Source organism: Ruegeria sp. CE8 (assembly GCF_056537465.1).
Map to the genome: position 1 here is coordinate 110,423 of NZ_JBQFRP010000010.1, position 17,845 is coordinate 128,267.

General features: G+C 57.4%; 16 protein-coding genes. 7 read left to right on the forward strand and 9 right to left on the reverse strand.

Annotated features, from left to right (window positions below; all coding sequences use genetic code 11):
- Positions 1–80: 80 nt before the first annotated feature.
- Genes pcaF through ACR0AA_RS16295 form a run of 7 tightly spaced genes read right to left on the reverse strand, consistent with a single transcriptional unit; the run spans position 81 to position 6,268 of the window.
- Entirely contained in the window at positions 81–1,286 is a 1,206-nt protein-coding gene (gene pcaF, locus ACR0AA_RS16265) for a 3-oxoadipyl-CoA thiolase (protein WP_480663697.1), read from the reverse strand.
- A 43-nt stretch (positions 1,287–1,329) separates the two neighbouring features.
- A complete protein-coding gene (locus ACR0AA_RS16270; protein ID WP_480663695.1) occupies positions 1,330–1,731 on the reverse strand; it encodes an acyl-CoA thioesterase in 402 nt (133 codons plus the stop codon).
- Between the two features lie 3 nt (positions 1,732–1,734).
- Positions 1,735–2,424, reverse strand: coding sequence for an ABC transporter ATP-binding protein (locus ACR0AA_RS16275; protein WP_480663693.1), 690 nt, complete (start codon positions 2,422–2,424; stop codon positions 1,735–1,737).
- Positions 2,421–3,176 (reverse strand): ABC transporter ATP-binding protein, encoded by a 756-nt coding sequence (locus ACR0AA_RS16280; protein ID WP_480756449.1) that lies wholly within the window; start codon positions 3,174–3,176, stop codon positions 2,421–2,423. The genes ACR0AA_RS16275 and ACR0AA_RS16280 overlap by 4 nt, the downstream gene beginning before the upstream one ends.
- The gene (locus tag ACR0AA_RS16285) at positions 3,169–4,152 is read right to left on the reverse strand and encodes a branched-chain amino acid ABC transporter permease (RefSeq protein ID WP_480663689.1); all 984 of its coding nucleotides are present in this window, start codon (positions 4,150–4,152) and stop codon (positions 3,169–3,171) included. Before ACR0AA_RS16285 ends, ACR0AA_RS16280 begins: the two co-directional genes overlap by 8 nt.
- Position 4,153: 1 nt before the next feature.
- A complete protein-coding gene (locus ACR0AA_RS16290) occupies positions 4,154–5,071 on the reverse strand; it encodes a branched-chain amino acid ABC transporter permease (RefSeq protein WP_480663686.1) in 918 nt (305 codons plus the stop codon).
- Positions 5,072–5,131: 60 nt separating this feature from the next.
- The gene (locus ACR0AA_RS16295; RefSeq protein WP_480663684.1) at positions 5,132–6,268 is read right to left on the reverse strand and encodes an ABC transporter substrate-binding protein; all 1,137 of its coding nucleotides are present in this window, start codon (positions 6,266–6,268) and stop codon (positions 5,132–5,134) included.
- A 511-nt stretch (positions 6,269–6,779) separates the two neighbouring features.
- Between ACR0AA_RS16295 and ACR0AA_RS16300 the strand changes: the two genes are divergently transcribed.
- Positions 6,780–7,223 carry a MarR family winged helix-turn-helix transcriptional regulator gene (locus tag ACR0AA_RS16300; protein WP_480756450.1) on the forward strand — a complete coding sequence of 148 codons (444 nt, stop codon included), beginning with the start codon at positions 6,780–6,782 and terminating at the stop codon, positions 7,221–7,223.
- A gap of 37 nt (positions 7,224–7,260) precedes the next feature.
- Here ACR0AA_RS16300 and ACR0AA_RS16305 read toward each other — a convergent pair whose 3' ends face one another.
- Positions 7,261–9,228 (reverse strand): 3-hydroxyacyl-CoA dehydrogenase NAD-binding domain-containing protein, encoded by a 1,968-nt coding sequence (locus tag ACR0AA_RS16305; protein WP_480756451.1) that lies wholly within the window; start codon positions 9,226–9,228, stop codon positions 7,261–7,263.
- Positions 9,225–10,052, reverse strand: a complete 828-nt coding sequence (locus ACR0AA_RS16310; protein WP_480663678.1) for an alpha/beta hydrolase — start codon at positions 10,050–10,052, stop codon at positions 9,225–9,227. The genes ACR0AA_RS16305 and ACR0AA_RS16310 overlap by 4 nt, the downstream gene beginning before the upstream one ends.
- Positions 10,053–10,371: 319 nt before the next feature.
- On the opposite strand from ACR0AA_RS16310, the gene ACR0AA_RS16315 reads away from it, so the two are divergent.
- Genes ACR0AA_RS16315 through ACR0AA_RS16340 form a run of 6 tightly spaced genes read left to right on the forward strand, consistent with a single transcriptional unit; the run spans position 10,372 to position 17,844 of the window.
- Positions 10,372–12,669 (forward strand): bifunctional salicylyl-CoA 5-hydroxylase/oxidoreductase, encoded by a 2,298-nt coding sequence (locus ACR0AA_RS16315; protein WP_480663676.1) that lies wholly within the window; start codon positions 10,372–10,374, stop codon positions 12,667–12,669.
- On the forward strand, positions 12,666–13,409 hold the full coding sequence (locus ACR0AA_RS16320; protein ID WP_480663674.1) for an SDR family NAD(P)-dependent oxidoreductase: 744 nt from the start codon (positions 12,666–12,668) through the stop codon (positions 13,407–13,409). Before ACR0AA_RS16315 ends, ACR0AA_RS16320 begins: the two co-directional genes overlap by 4 nt.
- 13 nt (positions 13,410–13,422) lie before the next feature.
- A complete protein-coding gene (locus ACR0AA_RS16325; RefSeq protein ID WP_480663672.1) occupies positions 13,423–14,223 on the forward strand; it encodes an enoyl-CoA hydratase family protein in 801 nt (266 codons plus the stop codon).
- Positions 14,223–15,386: an acyl-CoA dehydrogenase family protein gene (locus ACR0AA_RS16330; RefSeq protein ID WP_480663670.1), complete on the forward strand. Its 1,164-nt coding sequence runs from the start codon at positions 14,223–14,225 to the stop codon at positions 15,384–15,386. The genes ACR0AA_RS16325 and ACR0AA_RS16330 overlap by 1 nt, the downstream gene beginning before the upstream one ends.
- A gap of 2 nt (positions 15,387–15,388) precedes the next feature.
- Positions 15,389–17,008 (forward strand): AMP-binding protein, encoded by a 1,620-nt coding sequence (locus tag ACR0AA_RS16335; RefSeq protein WP_480663668.1) that lies wholly within the window; start codon positions 15,389–15,391, stop codon positions 17,006–17,008.
- On the forward strand, positions 17,005–17,844 hold the full coding sequence (locus tag ACR0AA_RS16340; protein ID WP_480663666.1) for a tryptophan 2,3-dioxygenase: 840 nt from the start codon (positions 17,005–17,007) through the stop codon (positions 17,842–17,844). Before ACR0AA_RS16335 ends, ACR0AA_RS16340 begins: the two co-directional genes overlap by 4 nt.
- The last annotated feature ends 1 nt before the right edge of the window (position 17,845 follow it).

Below are 17,845 nucleotides of genomic sequence, written 5' to 3' on the forward strand. Positions count from 1 at the left end.
ACAGGAAACAGGGACTGGAAATCATAACAGAGTTCAAAGTGAACTTTCAAAACGGCTGGTCAGACGGAATACCGCCGGTGCTACACGCGCTCTATGATGATTGCAGCTCCCTGCCCGACACCGACACACATAGAACACAGCGCGTATCGCCCACCCGTTCGGCGGAGTTGATAGGCGGCGGTCATCACCAGTCGCGCGCCAGACATACCCAGAGGATGTCCCAGAGCGATTGCGCCGCCATTGGGATTCACGTGTGGCGCATCGTCGGGCACGCCAAGTTCGCGCAGAGACGCCAACCCCTGAGCGGCAAATGCCTCGTTCAGCTCCATAACATCCATCTGATCAATGCGCAGCCCGGCGCGTGCAAGTACCTTGCGCGTCGCGGGTACAGGGCCAATGCCCATAAGGCGCGGTTCCACACCCGCAACTGACATACCCACGACGCGTGCCAGCGGCGTCAGGCCATTGCGGTTAGCAGCGGTCTCGTTTGCCAGCAAGATGGCGGCGGCCCCGTCGTTGACGCCCGAGGCATTGCCCGCGGTAACCGTTTTGTCAGGCCCGTTTATGCCGCGCAGACCGGACAGCTTTTCCACACTAGTTCCCGGCCGGGGATGTTCGTCCTCTTCCACGATAATCGGCTCACCTTTGCGTTGCGGAATCGTGACCTTGGTGATCTCGTCCCGGAAAAACCCGCTGTTCTGCGCAGCGGACCAGCGGGCTTGGCTGCGGGCAGCAAAAGCATCCTGATCGGCGCGGTTGATACCATAGTGCTCGGCCACGTTGTCGGCCGTCTGCGGCATCGAGTCGGTGCCGTACATGTCTTCCATCACCGGGTTTACAAAGCGCCAGCCGATGGTCGTGTCATAAACCGCATTGGCTCGTGAAAAGGCGCTGCTGGCCTTAGGCATCACAAACGGCGCGCGGGACATGCTTTCCACGCCCCCTGCAATTGCCAGATCATAGTCACCGGACCGAATTGCACGGGCAGCCATGCCCACCGCGTCCATGCCTGATGCACAAAGCCGGTTGATCGTAGTGCCCGGCACCTCCACCGGCAACCCGGCCAAGAGCGCCGCCATTCGCGCTACGTTGCGGTTGCTTTCACCCGCCTGGTTCGCGTCCCCAAGAATTACGTCATCCAACGCGGCCCAATCCACCTGTGGATTCCTCTCAACCAAAGATGCGATCGGAATCGCCGCCAGATCATCGGTGCGCACCTGCGCCAGCGCGCCGCCATACCGGCCGATCGGGGTGCGTTGTGCGTCACAGATAAATGCGTCGGTCATAACTCAACTCTGTTCTTTGAATATGCGTGGCAGTGTGTTTGCCTTACCGGTTCAGGAAATGATCGATCCTGTGGCGAACCCGATCAGGCCACGGTTGCGGTCGTCCCTGCTCGTTTACGAATACCAGGGTCGAATTGGTCTCGAATCTCGTTTCGCCGTCGCACTTCGCCCGAAGTGCAAGACCCATGGACGTGCGGCCCAGATTGGTGACCTCCAGTTCCATGTTCAGTTCTTCTCCTATCCTGCAAGGAGCCAAGAACCTGGTCGAGGTTTCAGCAGTTGGAACCGCTCCATCCCGGTGAATCTCTGCAAAGGGAAAGTCCAGTTCCTGTTCAAAAAAGGCCTCGACGCAGTCATTTATCATTTCGAAAAACCGCGGGTAGAAGACGATTCCTGCCGGATCACAGTGCCTGAACAGAATTTTCTGCGGAAAGTTAAAAGCCATGGCTCAGACCCCAAGATACTTGTCAGTGATTTCCGGAGTGAGCGAACCAAAGTCCCCCACCCAAACCGACCTGCCCTTTTCCAGAATGACGGCTTTGTCGGCAACCGCGGACAATTCCTTGAGGGATTTGTCCACAACGATAATCGCCATTCCGGTTTCGGCTTTCAGCTTGGAAATCGCCGTCCAGATTTCCTGCCGAACAACTGGTGCAAGGCCCTCGGTCGCCTCATCCAACACCAGAAGACGGGGGTTGGTCATCAGCGCCCGGCCAATGGCCAGCATTTGCTGTTCACCGCCCGACAGGGTGCCAGCGGTCTGATCCTTGCGTTCCCTCAGTCTGGGAAACAACCGGGCGACCCTGGCGAAATCCCATTCACCCGGTCGCGCGGCGGCGATCAGGTTTTCATAGACCGTCAGATCGGTGAAGCATCGACGCCCTTCCGGCACCAGCCCTACCCCCATGCGAGCAACCTTATGGGGGGGCAACCGAGTGATATCCTCGCCACTGAACAAGACCGAGCCTCCGCGGTTTTTCAATAACCGGCAAATGACCTTGATCGTGGTCGACTTCCCCATCCCATTACGGCCCATCAGTGCGACAAGCTCGCCGTCCTCAACCGAAAGATGGACATCGAACAACGCCTGAGACGGTCCGTAAAAGGCGGACACATGGGCCATTTTCAAAAGGCTCATACTGCGTCCTCCTCGCCCAGATAGGCACTGCGTATAGTTGGATTTGACCGAATCTCTGCGACCGACCCCGATGCAATGATTTCGCCGTAAACCAGCACGCTGATCCGATCGGCCAAGGTGAAGACGGCATCCATGTCATGCTCAACCAGCAGGATGGGCGCTTTGCTCCGTAAGCCGTCAAGGAAACCGATCAGGCGTTGAGAGCCTTCCAGCCCAAGCCCGGCCATAGGTTCGTCCATCAGAAAGGCCTTGGGCTCCAGCGTCAGGGCGACCGCAACCTCAAGCTGGCGCCGCTGACCATGAGACAGGTCGGATGTTCTGAAGGCGCGAAACTCCTCCAGACCGACCTGTTCGAGGGCGTTTTCGGCGGCCTGAACCAGCTCCTTATCTTTCATGACTGGTTTGAAGAACCGGAACACATCGCCACGATGACCCAATGCTCCCAGAACCGCGTTTTGCAAAACGGTGTAATCCATGGCCAGAGACGAAATCTGGAAGGTTCTCCCCATGCCCAGTCTCGCACGTGCGGCCGTCGACAACGGGCTGACGTCCGTCCCATCGAAGTAGACGCTGCCCTCGTCCGGCTGCAGCCCTCCGGCAACTTGCTTGATCAGCGTCGACTTTCCCGCACCGTTTGGTCCTATCAAAGCATGAATTTCACCCGGACGCAGATCAAGGCTGATGTTTTTACTTGCGACCAGCCCGCCAAACCTTTTGGTCAGGCCACGTATGTCGAGAACCGGCTCAGTCATGTGCCACCTCCCGGCCCGCGATCAGTCCGAACAGCCCGCCCCGGGCAAACAGCACGACGCCAAGCAGGATGGCACCCAGGTAGATGTGCCAATACTCGCTTAGCCCGCCAAGACTGTGTTCGAGCAAAACGAACAGGGCAGCCCCGGCAACGGGTCCGAATACTCGACCGACCCCCCCGAGGATGACAAAGATCATGATTTCGCCCGATGTCTGCCAACTAAGCATGGACGGGCTGACAAACCGATTCAGATCGGCGAACAATGCGCCGGCCAGCCCGGTAATCGCACCGGATATCGTGAAGGCTGTCAGATAGAGGCGATAAGGTACCTGCCCCACGGCCTGCACGCGGTCTTCATTTTGCCGCGCCGCCTGCAGCATCAACCCGAATGGCGATTTTTCGGTCCTATATACGCCGTAGACCACCACCAGAAGCAGCACATAGCAAATGATGAAGAACTGGATCGGATCCATGGTGTTCAAACCGGGGAACCCGTTCCGCACGTAAATCGAAAGGCCGTCTTCGCCACCATATGCAGACCAGGATATCGTGAAATAATAGAGCATTTGCCCGAAGGCGAGTGTGATCATAATGAAGTAAACACCCGTCGTTCGCAGGCTCAATGCGCCGATAGCCAGCGCGGCGAGGGCACCAACAACGGTGGCAACCACCCAGATGATCATCATCGAGTTTGTGCCTTCGACCAAGACTGGCCATTCCAGCAGCGGTGTGTAGGTCTGGGCATGATAAGCCAGAATGCCCATGGCATAGCCGCCGAGACCAAAGAATGCAGCGTGGCCAAAGCTGACCAGCCCACCAAAGCCAAGTGCGAAATTCAGTCCGATGCCCGCAATCGAGAAGATCACCGCGCGCGTGACCAACGTGATCAGGAAGGGTTCATCCGAAAACCACGCCGCCGTTGGGATCACAATTAGCAGGATGAGAAGGCCGCTGTTCAGCAAGGATTCCCGTTTCATTTCATACCCCTCCAAACAGCCCTTTGGGCCGAACCAAAAGGACGCCCGCCATAAGGATGTAAATTGACATTGAAGCCAGCGACGATCCAACCGAAGTGGCCGCTGAAGGAGAAAGGAACAGGGCGAACAGTTTTGGCAGCAGGAAGCCACCCAATGTGTCGGTAAGGCCAACCAGAATTGCGCCTATCAATGCGCCTTTGATCGACCCGATCCCGCCGATCACGATCACGACAAACGCCAGGATCAGAACGGGTTCGCCCATACCCACCTGCACGGATTGAATTGCGCCGATCAGCGCACCGGCCAACCCCGCAAGGGCTGCTCCAAGCGCGAAGACCAGCGTGTAGAGACTGGAAATGTCGATCCCCAAAGCACCGATCATTTCCCGATCGTTCTCTCCGGCCCGGATGCGGATACCAATCCGGGTTTTGGCGATCATCCAGAACAGACCGGCAGCTACGGCCAATCCAACCACGATAAGGCTGAGACGATAGCGGGAATATTCGATACCGAACGGCAGCGAGACGGAGCCCGACAAATAATCGGGCGGGTCAAGAAACAGGGGAAATGACCCAAAGACCCAGCGTGTTCCTTCCGAAAAGATCAGGATCAGCGCAAACGTGGCGAGAACCTGATCCAGATGATCGCGATCGTAAAGCCTGCGGATGACGGTGGTTTCGACCACGATCCCGGCGGCGGCAGCGGCAGCCAGACTTGCCATGAGTGCGAGCAGAAACGAACCGGTCGCGGCCGCAACCGCTGCGGCGGCAAAAGCCCCGATCATGTAAAGCGATCCGTGGACGAGGTTGATCAACCCCATGACCCCGAAGATCAGTGTCAAGCCAGCGGCCATAAGGAACAACATAACGCCGAACTGTAAACCGTTAAGCGTTTGTTCCACCAAAAGAATCCAGGACATATTTACCCCTGTTTCAGCACAAACCCGCCCGTCTTTTCGAACGGGCGGGTTTAGGGCAATTTACATCTGGCATTCGGCGGCGTAGGCGTCGCCGCGATCTTCAAGAGCAACCGAAATGATGCGGTTGGTGTAGACATCGCCTTCCTTGATCACCTCGCGGACATAGATGTCCTGAATCGGGTGATGGTTGGGGCCAAACTCAAAGTCGCCACGGGTAGAGGAGAAGTTGGCCGCTTTCAGTGCTTCCCGGAACGCGTCTTGATCGGTGACATCGGCCGAGTCCATCGCTGACATCAACAGGTTCGCGGTATCAAAGCCTTGGCTGGCATAAAGCGAAGGCAGCCTGCCGTATTTGGCCTGAAAGCTCTCGACAAACGCTGCGTTGGTCGGGTTATCAATGTCTTTCGACCACTGCGACGTGTTGTGAACACCCAGAGCGGCATCACCCACGGCCTGCAGAATTCCCTGATCAAAGCTGAACGCGGGGCCGACAACCGGCAGGTCGACGCCACTGTCCGCGTATTGCTTCAGGAACGAAATCCCCATTCCCCCCGGAAGGAAAAAGAACACACTGTCCGCGTCCGATGCGCGGATCTGGGCGATCTCGCTGGCATAGTCGGTCTGGCCCAGCTTGGTGTAGATTTCGCCGGCCACGTCACCTTCGTAAAAACGCTTGAAGCCCGCAAGCGCGTCTTTCCCGGCAGGGTAATTCGGCGCAAGGATGAAGGTTTTTTCGTAACCCGTCGAGTTTGCATGGGCGCCGGCCGCCTCGTGCAGATTGTCATTCTGCCACGCAACATTGAAATAGTTCTGGTGACATCCGCGCCCGGCAAGAGGCGAAGGACCGGCGTTGGGCGAAAGATAGAATTTGCCCTGCGCCACCGCTCCGGGCACCACGGCCATTGCAAGGTTGGACCAGATGATGCCCGTTAGAACGTCGACCTTCTCGGATTGGATCAGTTTGTCCGCAAGCTGAACCGCGATGTCCGGTTTACGCTGGTCGTCTTCAATGACGACCTCAATGTCGTCCCGGCCGGATTGCTCGACAGCCAGAACAAACCCGTCGCGCACATCAATCCCCAGTCCGGCTCCGCCACCCGACAAGGTTGTTATCATCCCGACTTTCAGGCCCTCTGCCTGAGCTCCGGTGGTCAGAGCGGCTGTGCATATTGCTGCAAGCAACGGTTTTAGTGACATGATGATCTCCCAGTTTATTGTTTGGCTTGCTCTGAAGGTGAGCGGTGTCAGCGTCCGCCCGATCCCGGCAATGTCAAGAAGGCTTTAGTCTTTTTGCCTCCCGGCACATCTCGTATTTTGGGGGGTGCACAGTTTAAACAGCAGGTCAAATGTCCCGCTTGGAGAATTGAGTCCGGAGTGAATTTTGCGGAGATATCTCTCATGCTTCACTTGATTTGACTGTCCGGGGCGCGTCGCACCCCTACCCTCCGATTTATTGGCCAAAGGTGCATTTAGCATGTACAGATGTAGCCGAAACTTCAACAACGTTCAAGCTTAAAGTTTCAAGCTTGAAGAAGTGTATCTGTTATCTCTGATGAGGCGTGACCAGAAAGCATCGAACACGAAACAGTCCGAGCTGGACCGCAAAAACAACCCATAATGCTTTAAGTTTAAAGAACCATCGTCTAAGATCGATTTTGCAAAGCGACTTAACATCGCGTGACTTTCTTGAAATGGGGCCTTCCGGTCAATGAGTGACAAAGATGAACTGGCAAGACGGCGTCTCAGAGCCTGGATCAGACTCCTGCGAGCAACGCGCGCAACAGAAAACCACTTGCGGGAATTCCTAAGAACGCAACACGACACCACGCTGCCTCGCTTCGATGTTGCGGCCGCTTTGTATCGCCACAACAAGCCGATGAAAATGAGCGAGCTAGGAAAGCTATTGCTGGTGTCAAACGGCAATGTCACGGCGATCGTTGAGCGGATGGAAAGTGACGGGTTGGCCCAACGCTGGCAAAGCCCGGATGACCGCCGCAGCGTGCTTGTGGCGCTCACGGAGTCCGGGCGGAACAAGTTTGAAGATATGGCCCGCGCGCATGAGGCCGAGGTCAATTCGCTGTTCAGCGGCCTTGATGACAGCGATCTGGATTTGGTTCGGGACCTGTTGCACAAGGTCGAGCGTGATCACTGACCAGCGCCAATGCCACGCTTTTCGGCAAACCTTTCGATTATGATCCGCTAGGCCGCCGGTTTTCCGCGATAAACATAGGTCCCCCTTTCCATCTGGGGAAGCCAAACGCATTCACCATGGCAACATCAATATCCTGCGCACACCGGGCGATCCCCTCATCAAGAATGGCCTGCCCTTCAGCCTGCATACGCTCAAGTATGCGACCCATGATGTGCTCAGCGCTCATTTTCCGACGGGTGATCCCTTTGCGGCTGGACGCTGAAACAACCAGTTCTTCCACCTCAGGATTGGGCGATCGCTGTTTGCCGTTATAGATGTACCAGCCACGGCCGGTCTTTTGCCCAAACCAACCCTTTTCACAAATCCTGTCCGCGATCTCGACATATCTCAGATCCGGATCGCGCGTTGCCGCCTGCCGCTTGCGCATCGCCCACGCGATATCCAACCCCGCCAGATCCTGCATCTGGAAAACACCCATCGGCAGCCCAAACTCGACCATTGCAGCGTCGATTTCCCAAGGCAGTGCACCATCTTCCAACATGTACTCACACTCGCGGCGATAGGATGACATAATCCGGTTGGCAATAAACCCGTCGCAAACGCCGGACGTGACGCAGATCTTGCCCAGCTGTTTTCCAAACCCGATGCAACTGGCCAGAACCGCATCCGACACCTGATCGGGGGCAACGATTTCAAGCAGTTTCATGATATGAGCCGGAGAGAAGAAATGCAGCCCGATCACCCGTTCCGGGTGGCCGACGGATCGAGCGATTTCGTTCACGTCCAGATAGGACGTGTTCGAGGCGAGGATCGCATCGGGTCGGGCAACGGCGGCAAGGTCAGCAAAGACAGACTTCTTGACCTCCATGTCCTCAAACACGGCCTCAATCACCAAGTCCGCAGTCGCGAAATCGGTATAGCTGGTGGTCGATCGAAAGTTCCGCTCAAGCCATTCAAGCCGGCTTTGGGAAATCAATCCACGCTTCAGACTGCCCGACAGGATTCCCACCACGCGATCCGCGCCCGCCTGGGCCGCGCTTGCGTCGCGCTCGGCCATCGTTACATTTAACCCGGCCAGAAGACAGGCCGCAGCGATCCCGGCTCCCATTGTTCCGCCGCCAACAACGCCAACGGTTTTGATTTCCTTTTTCGTCAAGCCCTTCAGGCGACTCAACCGACCGGCATCGCGTTCAGCAAAGAACATATATCGCAACGCGTTTGATTGCGGAGACTCCTTGAGCCGCAGGAAGGTCTCGCGCTCCTTCGTCAGCGCTGCGTCTGCTGATAGGTCCAGCGCATCCCTAACAGCAGACGCTGCAGCCACCGGAGACAGCTGGCCACGGGCCTTATTTTCGATCTTCTCTATTTTGCTCTCAAACGCCGCCCTATCCGACACCATAATCACCGGGCGATTCAGAGTTGACTGGTGGTCGCCAGACGCGCCTTTTGCGCGAGCAAGCTCCACTGCATCTTCCAAAAGGCCCTCCCCGGCTAGCGCATCAATCAGACCGGCGCCCAAGGCTTTCTGCGCCTTGATGGGTTTACCACCGGATATCATGTCGAGCGCCAGTTCTGCCGGAACCAGGCGCGGTAGTTGCACAGTGCCTCCGGCACCGGGGATGAGACCCAGATTGACTTCAGGCAATCCAAGAAGCGTATCTTCCATGGCGATACGCGAATGACAGGCCATTGCCAGTTCCAGCCCGCCCCCCAAAACCGTGCCGTGCAACGCGGCGACCCATGGCTTTTCGGCCACTTCAATAGCCCTGAGAACATCCGGCAGCAGAGGGCCGACAGGCGGTTTGCCAAACTCTCTTACGTCTGCGCCCGCGACAAAGGTACGCCCGGAGCAAGCCAGCACAACGGCCTGCACGGTCGGGTCGTTCTCGGTTTCACGCAAGGCATCCAGCAAACCTTGCCGCACACTCTGACCAAGCGCGTTTACCGGCGGGTTGTCGATTGTCACAACCCCGATCGTGCCGCGTTTTGTAAGCGTAACCGTCATGACCGTTCTCCGATAAGGGTTTTGACCAGCATGCTTTCGGGGTCAGTGAGGTCGTCGATGACATCGAAATGGTGGCGCCCGACCTCGACGTGAAGCCGCGTGTTTATGCCGACGGACCGCCAGCGCTCTGCCAGCAACGCCGATTGCCGTAGGAACTCAGGCCGCTCGTCATTGCCAACCCAGCACACCAGATCAGACCCTGCCCTGGGGGTGCTCAGAACCGCGCTTTCCGCGGCGGCAGTTTTGTCCGTCAGGCCAAGCTGGCTGTTCATCTGGCTCAGCTTCAATGGCCGCAGATCATGAAGACCACTGATAGACACAACACGCTTGATGCGCGCGGACACGTTGGCCCGCAGCGGTGAATTCTCGCACATCATCCGGGTTACAAGCTGGCCACCCGCAGAATGCCCAGACAGGCAGATCGGTCCATCTATGCGCTGTGCCGCCTCGGTTATTGCGTTTGCAATTTGGCGCGTGATTTCCGGTATCTCGGCTTCAGGAGCAAGAACGTAACTTGGCAGGCAAACTGCCCAGCCGTGCTCTAAGGCGCCTTGGGCCAGATGGGACCAATCCGACTTGTCAAATCTCAGCCAGTACCCGCCGTGCACGATCACGGCCAACCCGCGTGCCTTACCCGCTGGAAGGAAAAGATCCAGCTTTTCGCGTGGGTGTGCACCATAGGCGATGTTTAGTTGCGCATTACCCGCCGTGATTCGGAACTCGGCGGCCCGCCTTTTCCAGCGCACCGGGTACGCCATCCCGTCCGGAATGAAATCGGCATTTGCGAACGCTTCGGTCCAATCAATTCCCGCTTCGTTTGTCATTTGAATGCCCGCACCCTGTTGAGGTTTCTGCCCGAATTCAGGGTTCGAATCTTACAGCTATCAACCACCTCGGGACTAGCAGAGCGGATCATGCACTCCCCACCCCAAACGAGAAAAATTGTCAGCTGTGAGGGGCTGCAAAGTGGGCATGCGGGCTGCATGCCAATCGCAAAAGGGGTCATTAAGTCGGACTTTCTCTGGTGCGGATCAGGTTAGTGAGACCATAATACTTCAAACTTAAATATTCAAGCTTGAAGCAAATAAGGAAACAACCTAGGATGTATTCAAAATGAAGCCCTGATTTCGGATGGAGGCACACATGAAGATTGCCTGTTTAGGGGGCGGGCCGGCGGGTCTGTATTTTGCGATTTCCATGAAGCTGCGCGATCCATCGCATGAAGTCGTGGTGTTCGAGCGCAACCGGTCAAACGACACGTTTGGCTGGGGCGTAGTGTTGTCTGATGACGCCCTTGAAAACCTACAGGAAAACGACCCCAAAAGCGCGCAGGCGATCCGTGAAAACTTTGCCTATTGGGATGACATTGCCGTCGTGCATGATGGCGTCCGCACCGTATCCGGCGGGCACGGTTTTGCCGGCATAGGCCGAAAGCAGATGCTGATCCTGCTACAGGACCGCGCGCGGGAATTGGGCGTCGATCTGCGATTCGAGGCTGAGTTCGGAACCGCGGCAGAATTCAAGGATGACTACGATCTCGTTGTAGCTTGCGATGGCATCAACTCACAGACCCGCACTGCCTTCGCAGAACATTTCAAACCCGACGTCGATGTGCGGGCTTGTAAATTCATCTGGCTGGGCACCCATCAGAAATTCGACGACGCCTTTACCTTCATTTTCGAAAAGACTGAGCACGGCTGGATCTGGGGGCATGTCTATCAGTTCGATGATGACACAGCGACATTCATCGTAGAATGCGCGCAAGACACCTGGGACCGGTTCGATTTTGAGGCCATGTCGAAAGAAGAGATCATCGCCACCTGTCAGGATGTGTTTGCCGCGCATCTTGATGGCCACGCACTGATGTCCAACGCAGATCACCTGCGCGGATCGGCCGTCTGGATGAACTTCCCGCGGATACTTTGCGAGAAATGGTATCATGACAATGTCGTCCTGCTGGGCGATGCTTCCGCGACCGCACATTTTTCGATCGGCTCGGGCTCTCGACTGGCGTTTGACAGCGCAATTGCCCTCGCCAACTACCTGCATTCCGAACCGTCGATGGAGGCGGCCTTCCAACGCTATCAGGAAGAGCGTCGTCTGGAAGTATTGCGCCTGCAATCCGCCGCCCGCAACTCGCTGGAATGGTTTGAAGATGTGGAACGGTATCTGGACCTCGATCCGGTTCAGTTCAACTATTCTCTGCTGACGCGGTCGCAGCGCATCAGTCACGAAAACCTGCGCCTGCGGGATCCGAAATGGCTGGAATCGGCTGAGCGCTGGTTCCAGACACAGGCTGGCGTCGCCGAGGATGCACCAGTACGTGCCCCGATGTTCGCACCCTACAAGTTGCGGGACATGGAGCTGCAGAACCGGATCGTCGTATCGCCCATGGCACAATACAAGGCTGTCGATGGATCGCCGACCGACTGGCATCTTGTGCATCTGGGCGAACGGGCAAAAGGGGGCGCAGGGCTTGTCTATACCGAGATGACCTGCGTATCCGACACTGGCCGCATCACGCCGGGATGCCCCGGTCTGTACAAAGACGAGCATGAAGCCGCATGGAAGCGGATCACCGACTTTGTGCACCACGAGACTGAGGCCAAGATCTGTTGCCAGATCGGCCATTCCGGTCGCAAGGGTTCAACCAATCTGGGCTGGGAGGGGATGGATAAGCCCCTCGGCAACGGAAACTGGGACCTGATCTCTGCTTCCGAGATTCCGTGGTCGCCCGACAACGCAACACCCCGTGCGATGACGCGCGCCGACATGGATGAGGTCACGGCACAGTTTGCGGCATCCGCCAAAATGGCTGACCGCGCGGGCTTTGATATGATTGAGCTGCATGCGGCGCACGGGTATCTGATATCCTCTTTCATCTCCCCGGTGGCCAACACACGCACGGACGAGTACGGCGGGTCTCTGGAAAACCGGCTACGCTACCCGCTTGAGGTATTTGCCTCGATGCGGGCGGCCTGGCCTTCTGAAAAGCCCATGGCGGTCCGAATTTCAGCCAATGATTGGGTCGGCGAAGACGGTGTCACCCCCGAGGAAGCGGTCGAAATTGCCCGCGCCTTCCAAGACGCAGGCGCTGATATCATTGACGTGTCCGCTGGTCAGACCACCATTGACGCAAAACCGGTATATGGACGGATGTTCCAGACACCTTTTTCGGACCGCATTCGCAACGAAACCGGCATCCGGACCATGGCCGTCGGCAACATCTATGAACCCGATCACGTGAATTCGATCCTGATGGCCGGGCGCGCGGATCTTGTGTGTCTGGCCCGCCCGCATCTGGCTGACCCCTACTGGACGCTGCATGCGGGTGCCTCAATCGGTGATCGCCACGCGGATTGGCCGCTCCCGTACCTGGCGGGTCGGGATCAAAGCTGGCGACTGGCGGATCGCGAAGCAGAGGTTTTGGGTAAGGTATGACGATTTCGGGGAAACATGTCATCGTGACGGGCGGCGGATCCGGTGTCGGCGCCGAAACGGCGCGCGCGTTCGCGCAGGCCGGCGCCAAGGTCACAATCATGGGCCGCGGTCAGCAACAACTGCAGGCTCAGGGGCTGTCCTGGCAGGTTTGCGATGTCACCGATCCTGCCTCTGTTTCTTCTGCCTTTGACACCGCACGGGCCGAGCACGGCGATATCGCAGTCGTCGTGGCAAATGCCGGGGCTGCGCTTTCGGTGCCTTTCGAGAAAATGTCGCCGGATGACTTGAACACCATGCTGGGCGTCAACCTGACCGGCGTCTTCAACGTATGGCAGGCCGCATTGCCCGACATGAAAGCTGCGGGCTGGGGTCGGATGATTGCCATTGCCTCAACGGCTGGCCTTAAGGGATACTCGTACGTGTCGGGATACTGCGCTGCCAAGCACGGCGTTGTGGGGCTAACCCGTGCGCTGTCTCTGGAATTGGCATCGTCGGGCATAACAGTGAATGCGATTTGCCCAGGTTTCATCGAAACACCGATGCTGGACCGGAGCATAGCCAACATTACCGAAAAGACCGGCATGACTTCGGAACAAGCCGCCGAGTCGCTTTGGCGCAATAACCCGCAGAAACGGTTTGTCCAGACCGACGAGGTGGCCGGAACGGCAATGTGGCTTTGCTCGGATGCCGCACGATCGGTCAACGGGCACGCGCTCAGCATTTCGGGTGGAGAAATATGACAGGGAGAGATCAATGCGCAGCGAGGTGACGCATTTCAGATGTGAAATTTCCGACGGTATCGCCACTGTGGCGCTGAACCGACCGGAGCGAAAGAACCCCCTGTCTTTTGACAGCTATGCCGAACTGCGGGACTGGTTCCGTGACCTGCACTACAGCGACACCGTCAAGGCCGTCATTTTTGCGCCCAACGACGGGAATTTCAGCTCTGGCGGGGATGTTCACGAAATCATTGGCCCGCTGACCAAAATGAACATGAAAGAGCTGCTGGCCTTCACCCGGATGACCGGAGATCTGATAAAGGCAATGGTGAATTGCGGCAAGCCGATCATTGCGGCCGTTGACGGTATCAGCGCAGGGGCTGGTGCCATCATCGCCATGGCGTCGGATCTCAGGATCGCCACGCCCGAGGCAAAAACCGCTTTTCTGTTCAACCGTGTGGGTCTGGCGGGCTGCGATATGGGGGCTTGCGCCATCCTGCCCCGGATCATCGGCCAGGGCCGCGCCGCCGAACTACTGTATCTGGGCCGCTCGATGACCGCCGAAGAAGGCGCGGCCTGGGGATACTTCAACCGGGTCGTGCCGCAGGACCAGTTGCTGGACACGGCAAACGATCTGGCACGCCGGATCGCTGACGGGCCGGGTTTCGCGAACATGATAACAAAAACGATGTTGGCGCAGGAATGGTCGATGTCGATTGAGCAAGCGATCGAAGCCGAAGCGCAGGCGCAAGCAATTTGTATGCAAGGTCAGGATTTTCACCGCGCCTACAATGCGTTTGTGGCCAAGGAAAAACCTGTATTCGAGGGTAACTGATGCCGGACAAGAGCTTTCTCAACTGGCCGTTTTTTGAGGACCGTCACCGGGATCTGGCCGCGCACCTGGAGGGTTGGGCGGCGACCGAATTGGCGGGTATCGATCACTCTGACACGGATCAGGCCTGTCGCGATCTGGTCACGGCATTGGGGCGCGACGGTTGGCTGGAACATACTGCCGTTGATCCCGAAGGCGGTGCAATGCTTGACGTCCGGAGCCTGTGCCTCATTCGTGAGACATTGGCCCGGCACGATGGGTTGGCTGATTTTTCCTTTGCCATGCAGGGACTTGGAACCGGCGCGATATCGCTGTTCGGCACCAAGGCCCAGCAATCCGAATGGTTGTCCCAGACCCGTGCGGGTCAGGCGATCTCGGCATTTGCGCTGACAGAACCTCAGTCCGGGTCCGATGTTGCCAGTTCGACCATGACGGCCGTGCAGGATGGCGATGACTTCATTCTCAACGGCGAAAAGACGTGGATTTCCAATGGGGGAATTGCCGACGTCTATACCCTCTTTGCCCGCACCGGCGAAGCACCGGGTGCCAAAGGTCTTTCCGCCTTTATTGTTCCCGCTGGAATACCGGGGTTCGAGGTAGTTGAGCGTCTTGAGACAATCGCGCCTCATCCGCTTGCAAGGCTCAGATTCACGGATTGTCGCATCCCCTCCTCTGCTCTCATCGGGGAACGAGGCTCAGGGTTCAAGATTGCCATGTCGGTTCTGGACGTGTTCCGGACCACCGTGGCAGCCGCCGCGCTGGGATTTGCACGCCGTGCCCTGGACGAAACCCTGAGCCGGGTCGCCACCCGCCACCTTCAGGGCGCACCGCTGTTCGATCTGCAGATGGTGCAGGGTCACGTTGCTGACATGGCGCTGGATGTCGATGCTGCTGCACTGCTGGTCTATCGCGCCGCCTGGACCAAGGATAGCGGAGCACCGAGAGTAACGCGCGAAGCCGCTATGGCCAAGTTGTTCGCAACGGATCAGGCACAGGTCGTGATCGACAAGGCAGTTCAGCTGCACGGCGGAGACGGCGTGAAGGCCGACGAACCCGTCGAGAAGCTCTATCGCGATATCCGCGCCCTTCGGATCTACGAAGGTGCCTCAGACGTTCAGCGCGTCGTCATCGCACGTCAGGCGCTCAACGCAAACCACGGAGTATGATCATGCTCAGGGATTCAGCTCATACCGACACGTTTACCCGCGACAACCTGCCGGAAACCGACACATGGCCGGAATTGCTGCTGGACGGTTTTGACTATCCCGATCGTCTGAACGCGGCGGTCGAGTTGACGGATGCCATGGTTGCAAAGGGTTTCGGTGATCATACGGCGTTGATCGGCAATGGTCGCCGCCGCACGTATAAAGAGCTGATGGACTGGACCAACCGTCTGGCTCATGCCCTGGTGAGTGATCTTGGCGTAAAGCCAGGCAACCGCGTTTTGATCCGGTCCGCCAACAACCCGGCCATGGTTGCCTGCTGGCTGGCCGCCACCAAGGCGGGCGCAGTGGTGGTCAATACAATGCCGATGCTGCGGGCGGCGGAACTGGCGAAATATGTAGACAAGGCCGAGGTGACCCACGCGTTGTGCGACACCCGTCTGATGGATGAAATGACCGCCTGCGCCAAGGGCAGCAAATTCCTCAAAACCGTTGTGGGGTTTGACGGTACTGCAAATCATGATGCCGAACTGGATCGTCTGGCACTGGAAAAACCTGTGACTTTCGACGCGGTAGAGACGGCACAGGATGATGTTGCACTGATCGGGTTCACATCGGGATCAACCGGTGAACCCAAGGGCACGATGCACTTTCACCGCGATCTGCTGATCATCGCCGACGGCTATGCAAAAGAAGTGCTGAACGTCACGCCAGAGGATGTCTTCATAGGATCGCCGCCGCTGGCTTTTACCTTTGGACTGGGCGGGTTGGCCGTTTTCCCGCTGCGTTTCGGGGCGACAGCGACACTTTTGGAGAATGCCTCGCCGCCGAACATGGTGGACGTTATCGAACAATATGGGGCAACGATCTGCTTCACCGCCCCAACGGCCTACCGGGCCATGATGCGGGCCATGGATGAAGGGGCCGATCTTTCCTCTTTGCGTGCGGCCGTTTCCGCAGGTGAGACCTTGCCCGGTCCGGTCTACGACGACTGGATTGCGAAAACGGGCAAGCCAATGCTCGACGGAATTGGTGCAACCGAGATGTTGCATATCTTTGTCACCAACCGTTTTGAAGACCACAAACCGGCCTGCACGGGCAAACCGGTCACGGGATATGTGGCCAAAATTATCGACAACGACGGCAAGGAGGTGCCCGTTGGTGAGGTCGGCCGCCTTGCGATACGTGGTCCAACCGGATGCCGGTACCTGAGAGGCGAACGCCAGAAGGAATACGTCCAGGACGGTTGGAACGTGTCGGGCGATGCCTTTTACCGTGATCAGGACGGGTATTTTCATTTTGCCGCCCGGAACGACGACATAATCGTTTCATCGGGATACAATATTGCCGGTCCCGAAGTTGAAGCGGCCTTGCTTAGCCACGAAGCAGTCGCCGAATGCGCCGTCATCGGGTTCCCTGACGAAGCCCGCGGTGCAATCGTTCAGGCGCATGTCGTTCTCTCATCCGGCCACAACCCCGACGAGGACATGGTCAAAGCGTTGCAGGACCACGTCAAAGCATCCATCGCCCCATTCAAATACCCCCGTTCGATCGTCTTTGCGCAGACTTTGCCGAAAACCGAAACGGGAAAAATCCAGCGTTTCAGATTGAAGGAAAAGTCATGAGCGCGCAGCCATATGATCCGGGCTCGGAAGGAGCAAAGATGCGCTTCAAGGACGCTATGTCTTATGGCGACTACCTGAAGCTGGACAACCTGTTGAATCAACAATGCCCGTTGTCAAACGCCCATGACGAGATGCTGTTCATCATTCAGCATCAGACCAGCGAGCTTTGGATGAAGCTGGCCCTTCATGAAATGTCCGTAGCCCGAGACGCGTTGAACGCAGGAAACATGTCCCACATGTTCAAAATGCTGGCGCGTGTGTCGCGAATTTTCGAGCAGCTCAACAATGCATGGGACGTTCTGCGCACGATGACGCCCGCCGACTACACCAGGTTTCGCGAGGCGCTTGGTCCGTCGTCGGGATTTCAATCCTATCAGTACCGAATGATCGAATACGTTCTGGGCAACAGAAACCCCAACATGCTCAAACCGCACGAGCATAATGCGGAAGTGCGTGAAATACTCAGCACAGAACTGGCCCGTCCGAGCTTCTATGACGATGTCATCCGGTTGTTGTTCACCACTATCGACGGGCCCGACGCGAAAATCCCGGAACCGCAGCTGAATTCGCCACATACCCCCCTGCCCGAGGTACAGGCCAAGTGGAGGCAGGTTTACGAGGACGTAGACACCTACTGGACTCTGTATGAACTCGGCGAAAAGCTTGTCGATCTCGAGGACTACTTCAGGCGCTGGCGCTTCAACCACGTCACCACTGTTGAGCGGGTGATAGGATTCAAGCGCGGGACGGGCGGGACATCCGGCGTGGAATACCTGCGTCGAATGCTCAGCGTTGAGCTCTTCCCGGAACTCTGGCACTTGCGCGGAGAGCTTTGAG